This window comes from Clostridium transplantifaecale (assembly GCF_900626075.1).
Taxonomy (GTDB): domain Bacteria; phylum Bacillota; class Clostridia; order Lachnospirales; family Lachnospiraceae; genus Otoolea; species Otoolea transplantifaecalis.
Genome location: NZ_UYZY01000002.1, coordinates 1,264,291 through 1,281,501 on the forward strand (window position 1 = coordinate 1,264,291; position 17,211 = coordinate 1,281,501).

Sequence of the window (17,211 nt, forward strand, 5' to 3'; positions counted from 1 at the left end):
ATGTCGATTAAGGTTGTAGATTTGAATTACACGTACGGGGCGGGGACTGCCTTTGAGCAGCATGCCCTGAAACATGTGAATTTTGAGATAAACGACGGTGAATTTGTCGGGCTGATCGGCCATACCGGTTCCGGTAAATCCACGTTGATCCAGCATTTGAACGGACTGATCCGTCCTACCAGCGGAGATATCTTATATCACGGGACAAGCATTTTCAGTGACGGGTATAAGATGAAAGAACTGCGGAGCAAAGTAGGGCTTGTGTTCCAGTATCCGGAGCACCAGCTTTTTGAGGCCGATGTGTTTTCCGATGTCTGCTTCGGACCGAAGAATCTGGGCTGCACGAAGGAGGAGACGGAGAAGCGGGCCAGACATGCGCTGGATCTCGTCGGCATGGACGAGAGCTTTTATGAACAGTCGCCTTTCGAGCTGTCGGGCGGACAGAAGAGAAGGGTTGCGATTGCCGGAGTTCTGGCTATGCGCCCCGAGATGATGATTCTGGATGAGCCGACGGCAGGACTGGATCCGCAGGGCCGGGATGAAATCCTCGATCAGGTGGAGAGACTGAACCGGCAGCACGGACTTACGATTCTCCTCGTTTCACACAGTATGGAAGACATGGCCCGCTATGTGGACCGGATCATGGTGATGAACCATGGGGAGAAAATTTACGACGACACCCCGCGGGAAGTGTTTAAGCATTATAAGGAGCTGGAGGACATGGGCCTGGCGGCGCCTCAGATTACGTATGTCGTGCAGGAACTCAGAGAACAGGGAATCCCGGTGGATGATACGATTACGACTGTGGAAGAGGCAAGAGATGCGATTTTTAACCTCCTTCGGGAGAGGGGGAGGCTTACGTTATGATTAGAGATATCACGATCGGACAGTATTATCCGGTAGATTCGGCGGTTCACCGCCTGGATCCGAGGACTAAGCTGTTTGGGACAATGATTTATATTATTTCGCTTTTTTTTGCAAATAACCTTTGGTGCTATCTGGCGGCTACCCTTTTTCTGGCCGTTGTGATCCGGGTATCCAAAGTTCCCTTTAAATTTATTGTGAAGGGGTTAAAGGCGATTGTTTTCCTGCTGCTGATCAGCGTCAGCTTTAACCTGTTTTTGACAGAGGGGCGTGTGATCTTCCGCCTCGGTTTTCTGAAGATAACGGCGGAGGGTCTGAGTCTGGCGTTCTTTATGGGACTGCGTCTGATGTACCTGGTTCTGGGTTCATCCATTATGACGCTGACTACGACTCCCAACCAGCTTACGGATGGCCTGGAGAGGAGCCTTGGATTTTTAAATAAAATCCGTGTTCCAGTGCATGAAGTTTCGATGATGATGTCGATCGCGCTTCGTTTTATTCCGATCCTGATCGAAGAGACGGATAAGATTATGAAGGCCCAGATGGCCAGAGGCGCCGACTTTGAGACGGGTAATCTGATGCAGAGGGCAAAGAGCATGATACCGCTTTTAGTTCCCCTGTTTGTTTCCGCATTCCGGCGCGCTACGGATCTTGCCATGGCTATGGAGGCCAGATGTTACCGCGGCGGCGAGGGAAGGACGAAGATGAAGCCGCTTCATTATGAGAAGAGAGACAGGGCGGCCTACGCCGTATTTATTATTTATCTGGCGGCTGTGATCGCGATCCGCGTTGTCCTGTAAAAGAATGACGGCAGGAGATGAAAGATGAGACGAATTAAACTGATTGTGGCTTACGACGGGACTGCGTACTGCGGCTGGCAGATTCAGCAGAACGGCGTGACAATAGAGGAAATATTAAACAAGGCTCTGACAGGACTTCTGAAGGAGCCTGTTGCCGTTATCGGCGCAAGCAGGACGGATTCCGGCGTCCATGCGAGGGGTAACGTGGCTGTTTTTGATACGGAAAGCCGGATTCCGGGCGATAAAATCTGTTATGCCCTGAACCAGCGTCTTCCGGATGATATCCGGATCCAGGCATCGGAGGAGGTTCCGCTCACATATCACCCAAGAAAGGCCAACTGCACAAAGACCTACGAATATAAGATCATGAACCGGAAAATCAGTATGCCGCTGGAACGGCTTTACAGCTATTTCTGTTATTTTGATTTGGATGTGGATAAGATGAAGCGGGCGGCCGTTTATCTGGTCGGGGAACATGATTTTAAGAGTTTCTGTACGACCCGTTCCCAGGCGGAAGAGACGGTCAGGACGATCTACAGCCTGGATGTTGACAAAGCAGGGGACATGATCACAATCCGTATCAGCGGAAGCGGCTTTCTTTATAATATGGTCCGTATTATTACGGGAACACTTGTGAAGGTGGGAATGGGAGTATATCCTCCGGAGCATATGGAAGAGATACTGGAGGCCAGAAACAGGGCGGCAGCGGGGCCGACGATCCCAGCCGAGGGGCTGACACTGGTGAGCCTGGATTATGAGAAGGAACTCCGGCCTTATCTGGAAGGGAAGAATAAACACTGGCATTACGTTCTGGATCAGAGGGAAGTGGAAGAAGGCGGTCCGGCCCATCTCACAATTTACCGCTGTGAGGATGAAGAGTTCGAGAGAGTTGTAAGGCGCGTGGTGCATCAGGCGTACAGGAACGGGGCGAAGCGTGTGTCGGTGGCGGATGACGAAAAAGGCCGGTTCCGGGACGGCGGCCGCTATGGATTTTATACTGTAAAAGAAGATGAAGGATTCTGGATGTGCGACGAGGCGGGATTGGGTGACGGCGTCATCATGGGCCAGAAACAGTAATTAAAGATGCAGGTGTAAACCGGTGATAGAAGAGAGGATGAGGACGCAAAAACAGCAGGACATGCCATACGGCATACCGGCATAGTGGGGGGAAAATGAGTAAAACATTTGTTTATCTGGTCTATTTCGGACTTTATTCGCTGGCAATTCTTATTATAGGAAAATCATCCTTCGGGGAGAGCGATTCCATCTCGAAGTTTTTTGTCGGAGAGAGGAAAATCGGCGTCTGCCGGCTCTTTTTTACATTTGTGGGAACCTGGATTTCGGCGGCTACGATACTGGGGTACACGGGAAACGTGTACCAGAACGGTGTGGCCGTCATTTCCATGTCTGTTATTCCGTGGTTTATCGGAGCGTTAATGCTGTATGCAATCAGCGACAGGCTCTACGATAACGACATTTTTACAATCCCCCAGTTAATACGGAACCGGTACGGATCCAAGGGGCTTCAGGTTGCCTCGGCCCTTTTGATGTCGGGAGGTTATGTGCTGTATCTCGTTATGCAGATAAAGGGATTTGGCATTGCCGCCTCCAATCTGCTCAATATTGACTACAAGGTGGCCGTTTTCCTGGTATATCTTTTTATCCTCTATTCCACCTTTGGGGGCTTTAATTCTGTTACAAAGACAGATGCCGGGAATCTGGTGATGCTTGCAATCAGTGTCGGGGTGATCTATTTTGTCATTGTTGGGAAAGTGGAAGGCACATGGCTCCTGACCGACGGCACCGTAGCCCGTGAAACGATGAAAGCCGGAGCAGTGGCGGAACAGAAGGGGCTGTTCCGCGATTATTCCCCCCTCATGTATATTTCCATGTTTTTCGGCTGGGGAATGGGACTGGCTACAAATCCTCAGTACATGGTCCGTATTGTCGCAGCGAAGGATAAAAAAACGGCTAAACGGATGCTTCTCTGTGCCATGGGGTTTCTTGCGGTATTCTATTTTGCCCTGACCCAGATTGGACTGGGGCTTAAAATCCTGTTTCCTCATCTGGAAACATTCTGTGCAACGGATGATATCTTTGTCTATGCCATCGATCATCTGCTCCATACCAGGTTCAGCGGCTTTTTTCTGATCAGTGTGATCGGAGCCTGCCTCTCCACCGCCAACTCCCAGCTTCTGCTGATTGGCTCCATGCTCTCCTACGATGTGGCCGGACAGTTCGGATGCAATGGGATGAAGGAGGAAAAGCTCCTGGTCCGGGCCAGATGGTTTATTTTTATCGGAGGGACCCTGTCCCTGATTCTCTCCATCAATCCTCCGGGAAATATCCTCTTTTTCGGTGCAGATGTATGGGGAGCGTTTGCAGTTGTTTTCACACCGCTTATTTACGGCGCCCTGCTGTATCCGAAAGGAACAAAAGCAGGGGCCTATGCGGCATTTATAACGGGAGTCCTCTGTTCGCTCCTGCTCTGGGGGAGAACCACCAGGGTGTATTGGGCGTTCCCGGCGACGGCCTGTTCCGTCTCTGCATACCTTGTAGTTTCATACATTGAGAGAAGATGGGGGATGAGAGATGAAATGGCTGAGTGATAAACTGTCAAAATGGTTTTTCCAAATAGAAAATGAAATCCTGGTTCCTTTTTTATTCGTAGGAATCATTGTAATCTGCGGATTCGGAGCCATTTCCTATTACAACGGCTACACGATGCAGAGGGATAACCAGAAAGCAATGGCGCTTCAGATGTTTGATGAGATCAACAAGGACGTCAATTTCCTGACCGGGAAAATCAGTGAGGACGATTTGAGGGAGAAATACAGATATTACGGACGCGGATATATCAGAATTACCGATAAAAACGGAACAGTTCTGACCTATGAAAGCAGCGCTGCGTCCGACCGGGAGGTGTTCCTCACCAATGAGGCGGGTAATAAGCTGGGATGGAAGCTGGAGTTTCTGATAGACGGAAAGACATTCGGGGAGGAGATCCTGGAAAAACAGAATTATGTGGTGGTTGGGGCGATTGCGTCTCTTCTCATCATCATCCAGGCCAGTATCTTTATTTCCCATAACATCACAAGACCTATCAGGAGCATGAGCAGCACCTGCCGGGAGATCAATAAGAATAAGGGAAATTACAGAAACTACCGGTTTGAATCGGTCAAGAGAAAGGATGAGATTGGCCAGCTTGCCGTCACATTTGAAAGTCTGCTCCGCAACATGGACAACTACACCAAGATGGAGTATACCAGCAAGATGTCGGCCACTCTTGCCCACGAGATAAAAAACCCTATTGCCGGGATACGCTCAGGCATCCAGCTGCTAAAAGACAGGGCAGCCAAAGAAGGGGACAAGATGCTCTGCGAGAGCATGATCAAGGAGATAGACCGGGTGACGGCCCTCATTATGAACCTGTTTACCCTCTCTGTTAAGAAGGAGTCCCCAAAGGAACAGATTTCCTTTAAAAAGGTGGTTGGGGAAATTGCGATGATTTATTCCAAAGGACCGGAAGGACAGAAGGTTACGATGGAAACAGAAGTTGAGGAGGATTTGACCGGATATCTGAATGAAAACGAATTCCGCCAGATTGCCCATAACCTGATCAGCAACAGTATTAAATCCATCCCGTTCGGAACGGAGGGAAGACTTAAGATTACCGGAAAGAGCAGTGACAACCGGGCGCTGATCGAATTCCAGGACAACGGAAAAGGAATGAGCAGGGAAGAGCTGTCCCAGGCTATGGAACCGTTTTACACAAAGAGCATCAATGGAATCGGAATCGGTCTCGCTATTGTCAAGAAACTGGTGGAGCAGAACGGAGGCACTCTGGAGATGGCCAGCGCCTGCGGGGAAGGAACCTGTGTGAGACTCACATTTTACAGGAGGGAGGAAGACTATGAAGAAAATATTAGTCGTGGATGACGAATTTCTGATCCGCTATACACTGGAAGAGGGGTTGAAGGACAGGGGATATGATGCAAAATCCGCCGGCACCATCGAGGAGGCCGTGGAGTATGTGAAAAGTTTTCATCCCAATGTGGTGATTCTCGACAACCTCCTGGAACACAGTGTGGGAATCGATGAGATTGCGACCTTTAAGGGAATGGATGACGACATCCAGGTCATTCTCATGACGGCTTACGGTTCCGTATCCCAGGCAGTGGAGGCCACAAAGAGGGGAGCCTATGACTACGTTCTGAAGCCGTTCGATGTGGATGAGATTGATTTTATCATTAAGAGATGCCTGGAGCAGATGAAACGGAAGGATTCCCTGGAGTTTTTAAAGGGGAAATCCCAGGATTTCACCGGAGTCAGTGAGGCGGTCTGTCAGATACGCTCCCAGATTAAGGTGCTGGGGCAGAACTCCTCCGTCAATGTGCTGATCAGGGGAGAGACGGGAACCGGCAAAGAGGTGGTGGCCAGGCTGATCCACGACTGCAGTGACAGGAGAGAAAATCTGATGGTCAGAATCAACTGCGGCGCTATTCCGGAGAACCTGCTTGAGAGTGAGCTGTTCGGCTATGAGAGAGGGGCATTTGCAGGAGCGTTAAAGACGAAAAAAGGACTGATTGAGCTGGCGAACGGAGGGACCGTTTTTCTGGACGAGATTGGAGAGCTGCCCCTGGCTATGCAGACGAAACTTCTGGCATTTTTAGATGACAGGAAATATAAACGAATCGGCGGGCTGGAAGATATCGAACTGGATGTCAGAGTGATTGCGGCCACGAACCGTAATCTGGAAAAGGCTATCGAGAGCAAGCAGTTTAGGGAAGATTTATTTTACCGGCTCAATGTCATGCAGATTGTGATCCCTCCGCTTCGGGAAAGGCGGGAGGATATACCGGCCCTCTGTGACTACTACCTCGACTATTACAATAAATCGTTTGCCAGAAATATTGAAAAAGTGGAACCTGACTTTATGAGGGAGCTGATTCTCTATGACTGGAAAGGTAATGTCAGGGAGCTTAAGAATATTTTCGAACGCTGCTTCTTATTCAGCCAGGGAAATGTGCTGGAGAAACATGTGGAACTGACGCCGGTCGAAAAAACAGAGGTCAGAGGCAGCGGAAACTGTTATTACCTTAAGAATCTGGCTGAAGGGCCAATCAGCCTGGAACAAGAGGTTTCCGTGCTCGAAAAACTCTACATGGAGCAGGCGCTTAAGCTCTGTAACAACAATCTGACAAAGGCGGCGGCCCTCCTTGGGACGACCCGTTTTTCGATGAAAAGAAGGATGGACCGGGAGGATTAGGGACCGGGCGGATGTGAACAGTGCAAAAAGTCACATCGTGCAAAAACGCACGCAAAATTCGTGCGTTTTTGCACGATTTTTGCGTTAATAAGAAAGAAAAATAAATATAATCGAAATCAATATTGAAAAAAATGGAAAAGTCAGATAAAATAATACTGTTGGGACCATAAGGTTCAAGGGGCAAAGACAATGAGAAAGGTAAGGAGGATAAGACTATGTATTATGTGGATTTGAACAGTGATTTAGGCGAGAGTTTCGGCAATTATACGATTGGTATGGACGGTGAAATTCTTAAATATGTATCGTCCGCAAACGTAGCATGCGGATGGCATGCAGGTGATCCGATCGTGATGGAGAAAACGGTTGCCACTGCGAAAGAAAATGGCGTAGCCATAGGAGCCCATCCGGGATTTCCCGACTTAATGGGGTTTGGAAGAAGAAATATGGTGGTTACTCCGGAGGAAGCGAAGGCTTATGTGAAGTATCAGCTTGGCGCTTTAAAGGCATTTACGGACAGCCACGGAGTTAAGATTCAGCATGTAAAACCGCACGGCGCGCTCTACAATATGGCGGCGGTTGATGAAAAACTGGCAAAGGCAATGTGCGAGGCAGTTTATGAAGTTGATAAGGATATCATTTTCATGGGTCTGGCCGGTTCGAAGATGATCGAGGCAGCTGAGGCGGCAGGTCTTAAGGCAGCCAGCGAAGTATTTGCGGACAGGGCATATAACGACGACGGCACTCTGGTTTCCAGAAAATTAGAGGGCGCTGTAATCAAGGATAAAGAGCTGGCAATCAAACGCGTTGTCAGAATGGTAAAAGAAGGCAAAGTAGAGAGCATCAACGGCAATGACATCGCTATCAAGGCAGATTCCATCTGTGTTCACGGCGACAATCCAAAGGCTCTTGAATTTGTAAAAAATATCCGTGAAACTCTGATCGCGGAAGGTGTGGAAATTAAAAACCTGATGTAAGGGGAATGGGAATATAACCTGTGAAAGGTAATAAAGCTTTAAAGTAATCTAAGGCGAAGGAGATATATATGGGAGAGAAGAAAAAGAATAATATGACGGTCCTTTTGGGCGCCGCGTTCCTGATGGCCACATCGGCAATCGGACCAGGCTTCCTGACACAGACAGCCACATTTACGGGCCAGTACGGATCCGTATTTGCAATGGTTATCATCTGTACGATCCTCCTGGATCTTACAACACAGTTAAACATCTGGTCGATTATCGGGGTTTCCGGTATGCGCGGCCAGGATATTGCCAATAAGGTACTTCCGGGTCTGGGATATTTTATCGCATTCCTTGTTGCCCTTGGCGGCCTTGTATTCAACATCGGTAATGTCGGCGGCGCGGCCACCGGACTGAACGTCATGTTCGGCCTTCCAATCAAGGCAGGCACAATTATCGGAGGAGCAATCGGTATTCTGATTTTCCTGTCCAAAGATGCGAAAGCGGGAATGGATAAGATGACAAAATACCTGGGAAGCATTATGATTCTCGTAGTGCTCTTTGTTGCATTCAAATCCAAACCTCCGGTAGGAGAGGCAGTGACAAGCCTGTTCCGTTTCTCTGAAGCTCCGGGACTGGTATTTCCGATGATTACACTGCTCGGCGGAAGCTGCGGCGGATATATTACATTCTCCGGCGCCCACCGTCTTCTTGACGCAGGTTTTTCCGGCACAAAAGATCTTCCGGAAGTACGCAGATCCGTTCTTATGGGAATCGGCGTATCCGGCACAATGAGAATTTTATTATTCCTGGCAGTTCTGGGCGTTGTTACGGCTATGCCTCAGGTTGTCGGAAGTGATGCATGGGTGGCCAGCCCGCCGGCAGCAGCATTCCAGGCAGGCGCAGGAGTGATTGGCTATAAGATCTTCGGCCTTGTAATTTTCTTTGCGGCATGTACATCCATTATCGGCGCGGCTTACACATCCGTATCATTCTTAAAGACGCTGCATCCGTTTATCATGGAGAATGAGAAGTGGTTCGTAATCGGATTTATCGCAATATCAACGGTTATTATGACTTTATTAGGACAGCCGGCGACACTGCTCGTACTGGCGGGTTCCGTAAACGGACTGATCCTTCCTCTGACTCTTCTGACCATCCTTCTGGCCAGCAGGAGAAAAGACATTGTAGGAGAGAACTACAAACATCCTATGATTCTGATCGTTCTGGGAATCGGCGTTGTTCTTCTGACCGGTTATTCAGGCATCAAGGCACTTCCGAAGATTCTGACTATCTTTGGCTGATAAATTATAACTGTTCCGTCGGGCGGGAGTTTCCTGCCCGGCGTCTGACGAATTCGGAGGGAAATAAATGAGCGAAGTAAGATACCTTGTATCGGGCGACTGCTCTGTATGCGTAGAGTTCGGCAACGAGATCAGCCCCGATATCAACAAGAAAATCAGGGCATTCAAAATTGCTGTGGAAAAAAGCGGTATTGAAGGGATCGTGGAGACGGTTCCCACCTACCGTTCCCTGCTTGTCTACTACAAGCCGGAAGTCATCAGTTTTAAAGAGATTTCCAAAAAGTTTGAGGAGCTGATGGGTTCTCTGGACAACATTGAGATTCCGCCGCCATCCGTAATTGAGATTCCGGTTCTTTATGGAGGGGAAATGGGCCCGGATATTGAAAATGTGGCCGAACACAACGGAAAGACAGTCGATGAAGTAATAAAGATTCACACATCGGAAGAATATCTGATCTACATGATTGGATTTATCGCCGGATTCCCGTACCTGGGCGGTATGAGCAAAGAAATTGCGACCCCAAGGCTGAAAAACCCAAGGGTGAAAATTGACGGCGGCTCTGTTGGAATCGCTGGAGAGCAGACCGGTATCTATCCGGTGGATTCTCCTGGAGGATGGCAGCTGATTGGAAGGACTCCGCTTAAGCTTTATGACGCGGAGCGTGAAAAACCGGTGCTTCTGGAGGCTGGACAGTACATAAAATTTAAGTCCATTACCCAGGATGAGTATGACAAAACACTGAAAGCTGTGGAAGACGGCAGCTACCAGTATGTTGTATACGACAAGGAGGTGTAACGATGGGCGTTAAATTTTTAAATGGAGGATTCCTCACAACAATCCAGGATATGGGACGTGTTGGTTACCAGGAGTCCGGAATGTCTGTGTCCGGCGTTATGGATCAGCGCTCTGCTGCGCTTTCTAATATCCTTGTTGGTAATGATGAGAATGAAGGCGTGCTTGAAATCACGCTGATGGGGCCGATGATGGAGTTCACGGCCGACAATATCATTGCAGTGACGGGAGCCAACCTTGGACCGAAGTTAAACGGTAAGGATCTGCCGATGTACCAGGCGGTGCCGGTGCATAAAGGCGATACCTTAAGTTTTGCCGGAATGTTCAGCGGCAGCAGGGCCTATGTGGCTTTTGCGGGAGGGCTGGATATACCGCTTATCATGGGAAGCAAGTCCACAAACCTGAAATCCAAGGTGGGAGGATTTGAGGGCAGGAAGCTGGGAACGGGCGATGAAATTGCATTTACCGATCCGAAGACTACTCTTCCCAATATGTATCTGAGAAAAGTTAAAGCCGACGATTTCACTCCGACGGAGCAGGAGCTGCGCGTAGTGATGGGACCGCAGGACGACTATTTTACAGAACAGGGAATTAATACGTTCTTAAATGAAACCTATACGTTTACCAATGAATCGGATCGTATGGGATGCCGCTGTGAGGGCGCGGTGATTGAGCATAAGAACGGCGGTGACATCATCACCGACGGTATCGCGTTCGGCGCAATCCAGGTTCCGTCCCACGGCAAGCCAATTATCATGATGGCCGACCACCAGACGACGGGAGGTTATACAAAGATTGCCAGTGTAATTTCCGTGGATCTTCCGAAGGTTGCACAATCCAGGCCGGGATACAAAGTAAAATTCAAGAAGGTTTCCATCGAGGAGGCCCAGAAGTTATATATTACCCAGGTTGAAGAATTCAAAGCGCTGAAAGAAAAGCTTTCCAAAGCGCCGGAACCGTGTGCGGAACGGGATGCGGCCATTCAGGTGGCGGTGGCCCATGAGGCGCGTAAATACTGGAGCCGGGCGGGTAAATATAAAGTGAAGATCGACGGAGAGGAATTTATCGTGGAAATCCAGGAAGAAAGAGAAGGCCTGCGGTAGCCGCATATTGGAAATTAGAACAGGGAGGTAGATACCCATGAAAGATTACAGCAAGACATCACCGGAAGAAATATGGAAACTGATCCGTTCCGGAGAGATTGATTACCCGACAGCGGGAATGTGTGCGGGATATGCTCAGGCAAACCTGGTCATTCTTCCCAAACAGTATGCTGAAGATTTTAAAGAGTTCGCAAGGAAAAATCCGAAACCATGCCCAATTCTGGAAGTGGTGGAGGGAACTCCCGATGTTCACGACATGGGAGAAGGTTCCAATATTGTGACCGATATCCCGAGATATTTTATTTACAGGGACGGCGTCAGGGCGGAGGAAGTGACCGATGCCTCCTCCTACTGGCAGGATGATTTTACCGGTTTCCTGATTGGCTGCAGTTTTTCCTTCGAGGAAGCGCTTATGAAGGCGGGAATCGAAGTGCGCCATATCGCGATGGGCTGCAATGTACCGATGTATAAGACGAATATCCAGTGCGAGAAAGCAGGCGTATTCGAAGGGCCGACGGTTGTCAGCATGCGCCCGATGACTCCGGAGAATGCAAAGATCGCCAAGGAGATCACCGACCGTTATCCGAATGTTCACGGGGGACCGATTCAGATTGGGGATCCGGAAAAAATCGGAATCAGGGATATCAACAAGCCGGATTACGGCGACAGTGTTGAGATCCGCGAGGGAGAAATCCCGGTATTCTGGGCTTGCGGCGTAACTCCCCAGGCTGCGATTGAGAATGCAAAGCTTCCGCTTGTCATCACCCATGCCCCGGGGCATATGTTCATCACCAATGTGCTGAATACGGAGCTGAATGATTTCCTGGAGGCTAAAAAGCAGAAACAGCGGAAACAGCGGAAACAGCTTGAATAACAGAAACTGCTTAAATAACAGAAGCAGATTGAATGACGGAAGCGGGAGAAATAAAACAGCGTCTGTAATAACGGACACAGCAGTAAAGTTGCCTTATCTAATTATGTATATAATATAAGGAAAAAAAGTTCATTACAAAAAAGCGGCGGGAAGAGGAGAGATGTTCCGGAAAGGGAAGCTCTCCTTTTCTCTTTGTATTGGGATTTAATTGAGATGCGAGGACGCCTCTGTAAGACGGCGGACGGGGGAGTGGGAGGGTGTATATGAGTCTTCAGTCCCGGTTTGCAGGGGATGGTGAGGGGGAATCCAGGAGAAAAAATTCCTACGGGGACTCGCTCTCGCTAGTGGAATGCGCAACGGATGCTAGATTCGGTAAAACCTCATCAAGCACCGGCGGATTCCAAGGTCCCCTTCGGAAAGTTTTCTCCTTCCTTCCCCGGGCAGGTTGTCGACGGGACTGAAGACTCAGCGAAGGGTGTTGCCCCGTCCGCCGTCTTCAGGGGCTGATGGTCTCTTTCGTCAAGTGCGGGAGAGGTATTGACGCGGCCACTATGTGGTCGTGAACCTTTTACCTTTTGAAGATGTTTCAGGCTGAATTAGGAGATAAATCCAAAACTAAATTTAATGAGTAAACAAAAATATAATGGTTATTCAAAGATAGGTCAGGTGCTAAAGCTCAGGCTCATCAATTTAATACCATACAGGAGGAGGCATTCTCCTGAAATTCGAGGAAACGTAGTGGCAGCGACAGTAGTCCCCGCACTTGAAGGAACAGAACAAATCAGCGGCCGCAGGCCGGGGAGCGGGATGGCGAAAACCTTCGCGTCTTCAGTCCCGGTCCATAACCTGCCTGTGGGGAAGAAGGGAGAAAAAGATTCCGGAGGGAACCTGGAGTTCATTGGCACTTACCGAGGTTTTTTACGAGGTTAGTACCATTATGTACTCCGAAGAGCGCAAGCGTTTCCCGCAGGAACTTTTTCTGCCCGGATTCCTCACCTGCGACAGCCTAACGCCCGGGACTGAAGACTCACAACCTTCCTCTCACCATCCCGAACCCCGACCGTCCCGGCGGCGTTCTCATTCCCCAATTAAATCATAAATTGTTGAAAAAACCTTGATTTTAAAGGAAAAAGAGGTTGACACGTCCGGCAGAGTGTAATATAATGTATAACTGTGACATCAGGAGAAAATGCCTGTACCAATGCCCCGGAACAGACATTTTATGATAAAGTTAATCTCAAATATCTGATAGTAAAACAGGAGGTCAACCAATGAAGAGTTTTATGGCTAGTCCAGCAACAATCGAGAGAAAATGGTACGTAGTTGACGCTACAGGATATACATTAGGTCGTCTGGCATCAGAAGTAGCAAAGGTTTTAAGAGGTAAGAACAAACCGATCTTTACACCACACGTAGACTGCGGTGATTACGTAATCGTGGTAAATGCAGATCAGATTAAAGTAACAGGCAAGAAGTTAGATCAGAAGATCTACTACAATCACTCTGACTATGTAGGCGGTATGAGAGAGACTACATTAAAAGAGATGATGGCTAAAAAACCTGAGAAGGTAATGGAATTAGCAGTTAAGGGAATGCTTCCAAAAGGACCTTTAGGAAAGAGTATGCTTACAAAACTTCATGTTTATGCTGGTCCAGAGCATGAGCAGACAGCTCAGAAACCAGAAGTTTTAGAAATCAAATTTTAATTAAAGGTGCTGGAAGGAGGAAACAATAATGGCTAACGCAAAATTTTACGGAACAGGCAGAAGAAAAAAATCTATCGCCAGAGTATATATTGTACCAGGTACAGGTAATATCACAATCAACAAGAGAGATATCAATGAGTATTTCGGCCTTGAAACACTTAAGGTAGTTGTACGCCAGCCACTCACAGCAACAGAGACAGTCGATAAATTCGACGTAATTGTTACTGTACGCGGAGGTGGATTCACAGGACAGGCAGGAGCTATCCGTCATGGCCTTTCCAGAGCTCTTCTTCAGGCTGACGCTGATTACAGACCAATCCTCAAGAAAGAGGGCTACTTAACACGTGACCCAAGAATGAAAGAGAGAAAGAAATACGGTCTCAAAGCAGCTCGTCGTGCTCCACAGTTCAGCAAACGATAAGAAATCATATTGTTCGGAACATCTTTTGGTGCTCAGAACACTCTACAACATCCCAGGACATTTTGTTTTGGGATGTTTTTTTATACTATTGTGGTATACTAAAAATATGAGCACAGGTGTTTTCTGGGGAAACATATCTGATAATAGGCAGAAGGATGTTGCAGCATATTATAGAAAATTAGAAAGGATTGATACGATGGACATAATAAAAGAAAGAATTGGAAAAAAACATTCTGTTAAAGTCATATCATCCGCTGACCAGAAAAAATATATCTGATAAGGATCTTTAGATGGATGCAAGGGCTACACAGGCGGTCAAAGCAGCGCTTGCAAAAGCAGAATTTTTCAAAAAACCAGTAGCAAAATACGATCTTAAAACAAAAAGGGTCTATGTAGAATATGCAGACGGAGAGAAAAAACGTGTCAAATAAGAAACCGATGATTCTGACATTGGCGGGACCAAATGATTTATGGTCGGAAGATAAGAGAATGGGTTTAATCGAATAAGCAGGATTATTAAGACTAAGAACCTTCCGGGATTCAGCGGAAGGTTTTATTGAGTGGCAATGAAAAGTTAGCGAAGCGTACTTTTTTTGTTTGATTTTGATAAGATTTTACATAACCTGCTAGCACAGCGCACACAGGCCTTACATTGGACAGTTATAATAACAGCAGGGAGAGGAGTCCCTGCTGTTATTATAACTGCCTGAAAAAACTACTTCTCAGGCATGTCTGATTATCATATGATAGAGCAGGTAAGAAAATTGCCTGAAAGAAGGAGGCCTGTGAATGATTAAAACCTATGTGGTAGATACGAATGTTCTGATTCAGGCGCCATATGCGCTGAATTGTTTTGAAGATAACCAGGTGGTACTGCCGGTCGTGGTATTGGAGGAGCTGGATAACCTGAAAAAGGCCGAGGGAGAGAGAGGAAACAATGCCAGAACCGCCATACGCCTGCTGGAGCAGTTGAGAGTTTCCGGCGATCTGCTCAAAGGGGTCGGACTGCCGGGAGGAGGCACGCTGCGGGTTGAAAAGAACTTTGTGGACGTGAAGCTTCCAAGAGATCTCCCCGAGGAGAAGGCGGATAACAGGATTTTAAAGGTCTGTAAAGGCCTGTCGGAGCAGATTTCCGGCTGGATGGAGGATGAGCGGGAAGAGTCGAAATCACCGGAAGAGGCGGGGCAGCCGGAGGGAAAAGGACAGCCGGAGGATAAGGGACAGGGGATTCTTGTTACAAAAGATATCCTTCTGCGTATCAAGGCACAGATCATCGGTATCAGAGCAGAGGACTTTACCACAGAGCAGGTTTCCGACAAAGATGGGCAGTATCAGGGAAGGACCGAGGTCTATGTCCCTGAGGAGTTGTTTCAGGAGTTCAAAAAAAACGGAATTCCCGTAGATGCGGTTTACACGGCGAATTCGGAGGGGATCCATTCCGGTGTGAAGCTGGAAGAAAACGAGTTTGTCATCCTGAAGGCAGATCAGTCTACCAAAAAAACACAGCTCGGCCGGGTGGAGAACGGAGTAATCCGGGAGCTGGAATTTAAGAAAACCCGCCCCTACGGCGTCAGTCCCAGGAATGCAGGGCAGTATTTCCTCCAGGAGGCGCTGATGCAGCCGGCCTCTAAAGCACCCCTTGTAATTATCAAGGGTATGGCAGGAACGAGCAAGACATTTTATTCCCTGGCCGTGGGACTGGAAAAGCTGGTAAATAATCCGAACGGAGAGTACCGGAGAATCCTGGTAAGCCGTCCGAACGCCCAATTTGACACGGACATCGGCTTTCTCCCCGGTACCGAACAGGAGAAAATTTCACCGCTTATGAGACCAATTATCGACAACCTGGAGCAGTTGATTGATTCCAACGAGGAACAGCGCTACTCCAATGAAAAAGAGCTGAGCGACAAGATAGAGGAACTTTTCGACCGGGGAATGATACAGGCGGAGGCGCTCAATTACATCAGGGGCCGCTCCATTGTAAAAACGTATCTGATTATCGACGAGGCACAAAATATGACGCCCAACCAGGTGAAAGGAATCATCACGCGGGCTGGGAAAGACACAAAAATCATTCTGCTGGGAGACCCCAACCAGATCGACCGCCCTTATCTGGACGAAAAGACAAACGGGCTCAGTTATGCGGCGGAATACATGAAAGGCAGCCCGCTCTGCTGGCAGCTCACCATGACTGCGGAAGAATGCGAGCGTTCCCTGCTGGCCATGGATGCGATAAAGCGGTTATAAGGGGATTTAATTGAGCTGCGAGGACGCCTCTGAAAGACGGCGGACGGGGGAGTGGGAGGGGGATATGAGTCTTCAGTCCCGGTTGGTAGGGTGTGGTGAGGGGGAATCCAGGAGAAAAAATTCCTACGGGGACTCGCTCCCGCTTGTGGAATGCGCAGCGGATGCTAGATTCGAAAAGACCTCATCAAGCACCGGCGGATTCCAAGGTCTCCCTTCGGAAAGTTTTCTCCTTCCTTCCCCGGGCAGGTTGTCGACGGGACTGAAGACTCAGCGAAGGTTATTGCCCCGTCCGCCGGCTTCAGGGGCTGATTGTCTCTTTCGTCAAGTGCGATGGTGATATTGTCGCGGCCACAATATAGTTGTTACTATTTTACATGCTGACGACATCCTGGGCTGCATAAAAAGAGTAGCAGAATAAACACTCTAAGATTATAAGATTATAAGTTTACATAGTCTCATAGTGAACAAGATGTAGTTTTCAGGCATCCTGAGAAACGTAGTGGTAGCGACAAGCGCCTCCCCCATTGAAGGAATAGGACAGAACAGCCGCCGCAGGCCGGGGGCCGGGCAGCCGTCTTGGCTGAGTCTTTCGTCCCGGCCATAACCTTCCTGCGGGGGAAGAAGGGAGAAAAAGATTCCGGAGGGAACCTGGGAGTTCATCGGCACTTACCGAGGTATTTTCGAGGTTAGTGTCCGTTATGTACTCCAACGAGCGCAAGCGATTCCCGGAGGAACTTTTTCTGCCCGGATTCCCCTCCCGCGACACCCTGACACCCGGGACGAAAGACTCATCGATCCCCCCAACCACCCCGGTCCCCGGCCTGACGGCGTCGTCCTCATTTCTCAATCAAATCCCCATTTATACCAAAGCATC

16 protein-coding genes are annotated in these 17,211 nt (G+C 48.6%); all 16 read left to right on the plus strand.

Features of this window, described 5'->3' with window-relative positions; translation table 11 throughout:
• The 16 genes from EJL91_RS11305 to EJL91_RS11375 all read left to right on the plus strand — a co-directional run bounded on the left by EJL91_RS11305 (window position 1) and on the right by EJL91_RS11375 (window position 16,337).
• Window positions 1-867, plus strand: a complete 867-nt coding sequence (locus EJL91_RS11305; RefSeq protein ID WP_125142025.1) for an energy-coupling factor transporter ATPase — start codon at window positions 1-3, stop codon at window positions 865-867.
• Window positions 864-1,664: an energy-coupling factor transporter transmembrane component T family protein gene (locus tag EJL91_RS11310; RefSeq protein WP_125142026.1), complete on the plus strand. Its 801-nt coding sequence runs from the start codon at window positions 864-866 to the stop codon at window positions 1,662-1,664. The genes EJL91_RS11305 and EJL91_RS11310 overlap by 4 nt, the downstream gene beginning before the upstream one ends.
• A gap of 24 nt (window positions 1,665-1,688) precedes the next feature.
• Window positions 1,689-2,741 carry a tRNA pseudouridine(38-40) synthase TruA gene (gene truA, locus EJL91_RS11315; RefSeq protein WP_125142027.1) on the plus strand — a complete coding sequence of 351 codons (1,053 nt, stop codon included), beginning with the start codon at window positions 1,689-1,691 and terminating at the stop codon, window positions 2,739-2,741.
• Between the two features lie 95 nt (window positions 2,742-2,836).
• Window positions 2,837-4,273 carry a sodium:solute symporter family protein gene (locus EJL91_RS11320; protein WP_125142028.1) on the plus strand — a complete coding sequence of 479 codons (1,437 nt, stop codon included), beginning with the start codon at window positions 2,837-2,839 and terminating at the stop codon, window positions 4,271-4,273.
• A complete protein-coding gene (locus EJL91_RS11325) occupies window positions 4,257-5,603 on the plus strand; it encodes a sensor histidine kinase (RefSeq protein ID WP_125142029.1) in 1,347 nt (448 codons plus the stop codon). The genes EJL91_RS11320 and EJL91_RS11325 overlap by 17 nt, the downstream gene beginning before the upstream one ends.
• Entirely contained in the window at window positions 5,578-6,933 is a 1,356-nt protein-coding gene (locus EJL91_RS11330; RefSeq protein WP_125142030.1) for a sigma-54-dependent transcriptional regulator, read from the plus strand. Before EJL91_RS11325 ends, EJL91_RS11330 begins: the two co-directional genes overlap by 26 nt.
• Before the next feature lie 215 nt (window positions 6,934-7,148).
• Window positions 7,149-7,907, plus strand: coding sequence for a LamB/YcsF family protein (locus tag EJL91_RS11335; protein WP_125142031.1), 759 nt, complete (start codon window positions 7,149-7,151; stop codon window positions 7,905-7,907).
• Between the two features lie 68 nt (window positions 7,908-7,975).
• Window positions 7,976-9,193 carry an NRAMP family divalent metal transporter gene (locus EJL91_RS11340; protein WP_125142032.1) on the plus strand — a complete coding sequence of 406 codons (1,218 nt, stop codon included), beginning with the start codon at window positions 7,976-7,978 and terminating at the stop codon, window positions 9,191-9,193.
• Between the two features lie 67 nt (window positions 9,194-9,260).
• Window positions 9,261-9,989 (plus strand): 5-oxoprolinase subunit PxpB, encoded by a 729-nt coding sequence (gene pxpB / locus EJL91_RS11345; protein WP_125142033.1) that lies wholly within the window; start codon window positions 9,261-9,263, stop codon window positions 9,987-9,989.
• A gap of 2 nt (window positions 9,990-9,991) precedes the next feature.
• Entirely contained in the window at window positions 9,992-11,089 is a 1,098-nt protein-coding gene (locus EJL91_RS11350) for a 5-oxoprolinase subunit C family protein (RefSeq protein ID WP_125142034.1), read from the plus strand.
• Window positions 11,090-11,126: 37 nt separating this feature from the next.
• Window positions 11,127-11,963, plus strand: coding sequence for a putative hydro-lyase (locus tag EJL91_RS11355; protein ID WP_125142035.1), 837 nt, complete (start codon window positions 11,127-11,129; stop codon window positions 11,961-11,963).
• Window positions 11,964-13,234: 1,271 nt separating this feature from the next.
• Window positions 13,235-13,669, plus strand: coding sequence for a 50S ribosomal protein L13 (rplM, locus tag EJL91_RS11360; RefSeq protein ID WP_125142036.1), 435 nt, complete (start codon window positions 13,235-13,237; stop codon window positions 13,667-13,669).
• Between the two features lie 28 nt (window positions 13,670-13,697).
• Window positions 13,698-14,090, plus strand: a complete 393-nt coding sequence (rpsI, locus tag EJL91_RS11365; RefSeq protein WP_125142037.1) for a 30S ribosomal protein S9 — start codon at window positions 13,698-13,700, stop codon at window positions 14,088-14,090.
• A 25-nt stretch (window positions 14,091-14,115) separates the two neighbouring features.
• Window positions 14,116-14,367, plus strand: a complete 252-nt coding sequence (locus EJL91_RS11370; protein WP_125142038.1) for a hypothetical protein — start codon at window positions 14,116-14,118, stop codon at window positions 14,365-14,367.
• 13 nt (window positions 14,368-14,380) lie between these two features.
• Window positions 14,381-14,521, plus strand: coding sequence for a hypothetical protein (locus tag EJL91_RS24575; RefSeq protein ID WP_164516817.1), 141 nt, complete (start codon window positions 14,381-14,383; stop codon window positions 14,519-14,521).
• A gap of 358 nt (window positions 14,522-14,879) precedes the next feature.
• Window positions 14,880-16,337 carry a PhoH family protein gene (locus EJL91_RS11375; protein WP_125142039.1) on the plus strand — a complete coding sequence of 486 codons (1,458 nt, stop codon included), beginning with the start codon at window positions 14,880-14,882 and terminating at the stop codon, window positions 16,335-16,337.
• Window positions 16,338-17,211 lie beyond the last annotated feature (874 nt).

Coding starts and splice junctions, on each gene's coding strand:
- rpsI (WP_125142037.1), top strand. CDS start 13,698: ATGGCTAACGCAAAATTTTACGGAACAGGCAGAAGAAAAAAATCTATC.
- EJL91_RS11355 (WP_125142035.1), top strand. CDS start 11,127: ATGAAAGATTACAGCAAGACATCACCGGAAGAAATATGGAAACTGATC.
- EJL91_RS11330 (WP_125142030.1), top strand. CDS start 5,578: ATGAAGAAAATATTAGTCGTGGATGACGAATTTCTGATCCGCTATACA.
- pxpB (WP_125142033.1), top strand. CDS start 9,261: ATGAGCGAAGTAAGATACCTTGTATCGGGCGACTGCTCTGTATGCGTA.
- EJL91_RS11375 (WP_125142039.1), top strand. CDS start 14,880: ATGATTAAAACCTATGTGGTAGATACGAATGTTCTGATTCAGGCGCCA.
- truA (WP_125142027.1), top strand. CDS start 1,689: ATGAGACGAATTAAACTGATTGTGGCTTACGACGGGACTGCGTACTGC.
- rplM (WP_125142036.1), top strand. CDS start 13,235: ATGAAGAGTTTTATGGCTAGTCCAGCAACAATCGAGAGAAAATGGTAC.
- EJL91_RS11335 (WP_125142031.1), top strand. CDS start 7,149: ATGTATTATGTGGATTTGAACAGTGATTTAGGCGAGAGTTTCGGCAAT.
- EJL91_RS11325 (WP_125142029.1), top strand. CDS start 4,257: ATGAAATGGCTGAGTGATAAACTGTCAAAATGGTTTTTCCAAATAGAA.
- EJL91_RS11350 (WP_125142034.1), top strand. CDS start 9,992: ATGGGCGTTAAATTTTTAAATGGAGGATTCCTCACAACAATCCAGGAT.
- EJL91_RS11340 (WP_125142032.1), top strand. CDS start 7,976: ATGGGAGAGAAGAAAAAGAATAATATGACGGTCCTTTTGGGCGCCGCG.
- EJL91_RS11310 (WP_125142026.1), top strand. CDS start 864: ATGATTAGAGATATCACGATCGGACAGTATTATCCGGTAGATTCGGCG.
- EJL91_RS24575 (WP_164516817.1), top strand. CDS start 14,381: ATGGATGCAAGGGCTACACAGGCGGTCAAAGCAGCGCTTGCAAAAGCA.
- EJL91_RS11320 (WP_125142028.1), top strand. CDS start 2,837: ATGAGTAAAACATTTGTTTATCTGGTCTATTTCGGACTTTATTCGCTG.
- EJL91_RS11305 (WP_125142025.1), top strand. CDS start 1: ATGTCGATTAAGGTTGTAGATTTGAATTACACGTACGGGGCGGGGACT.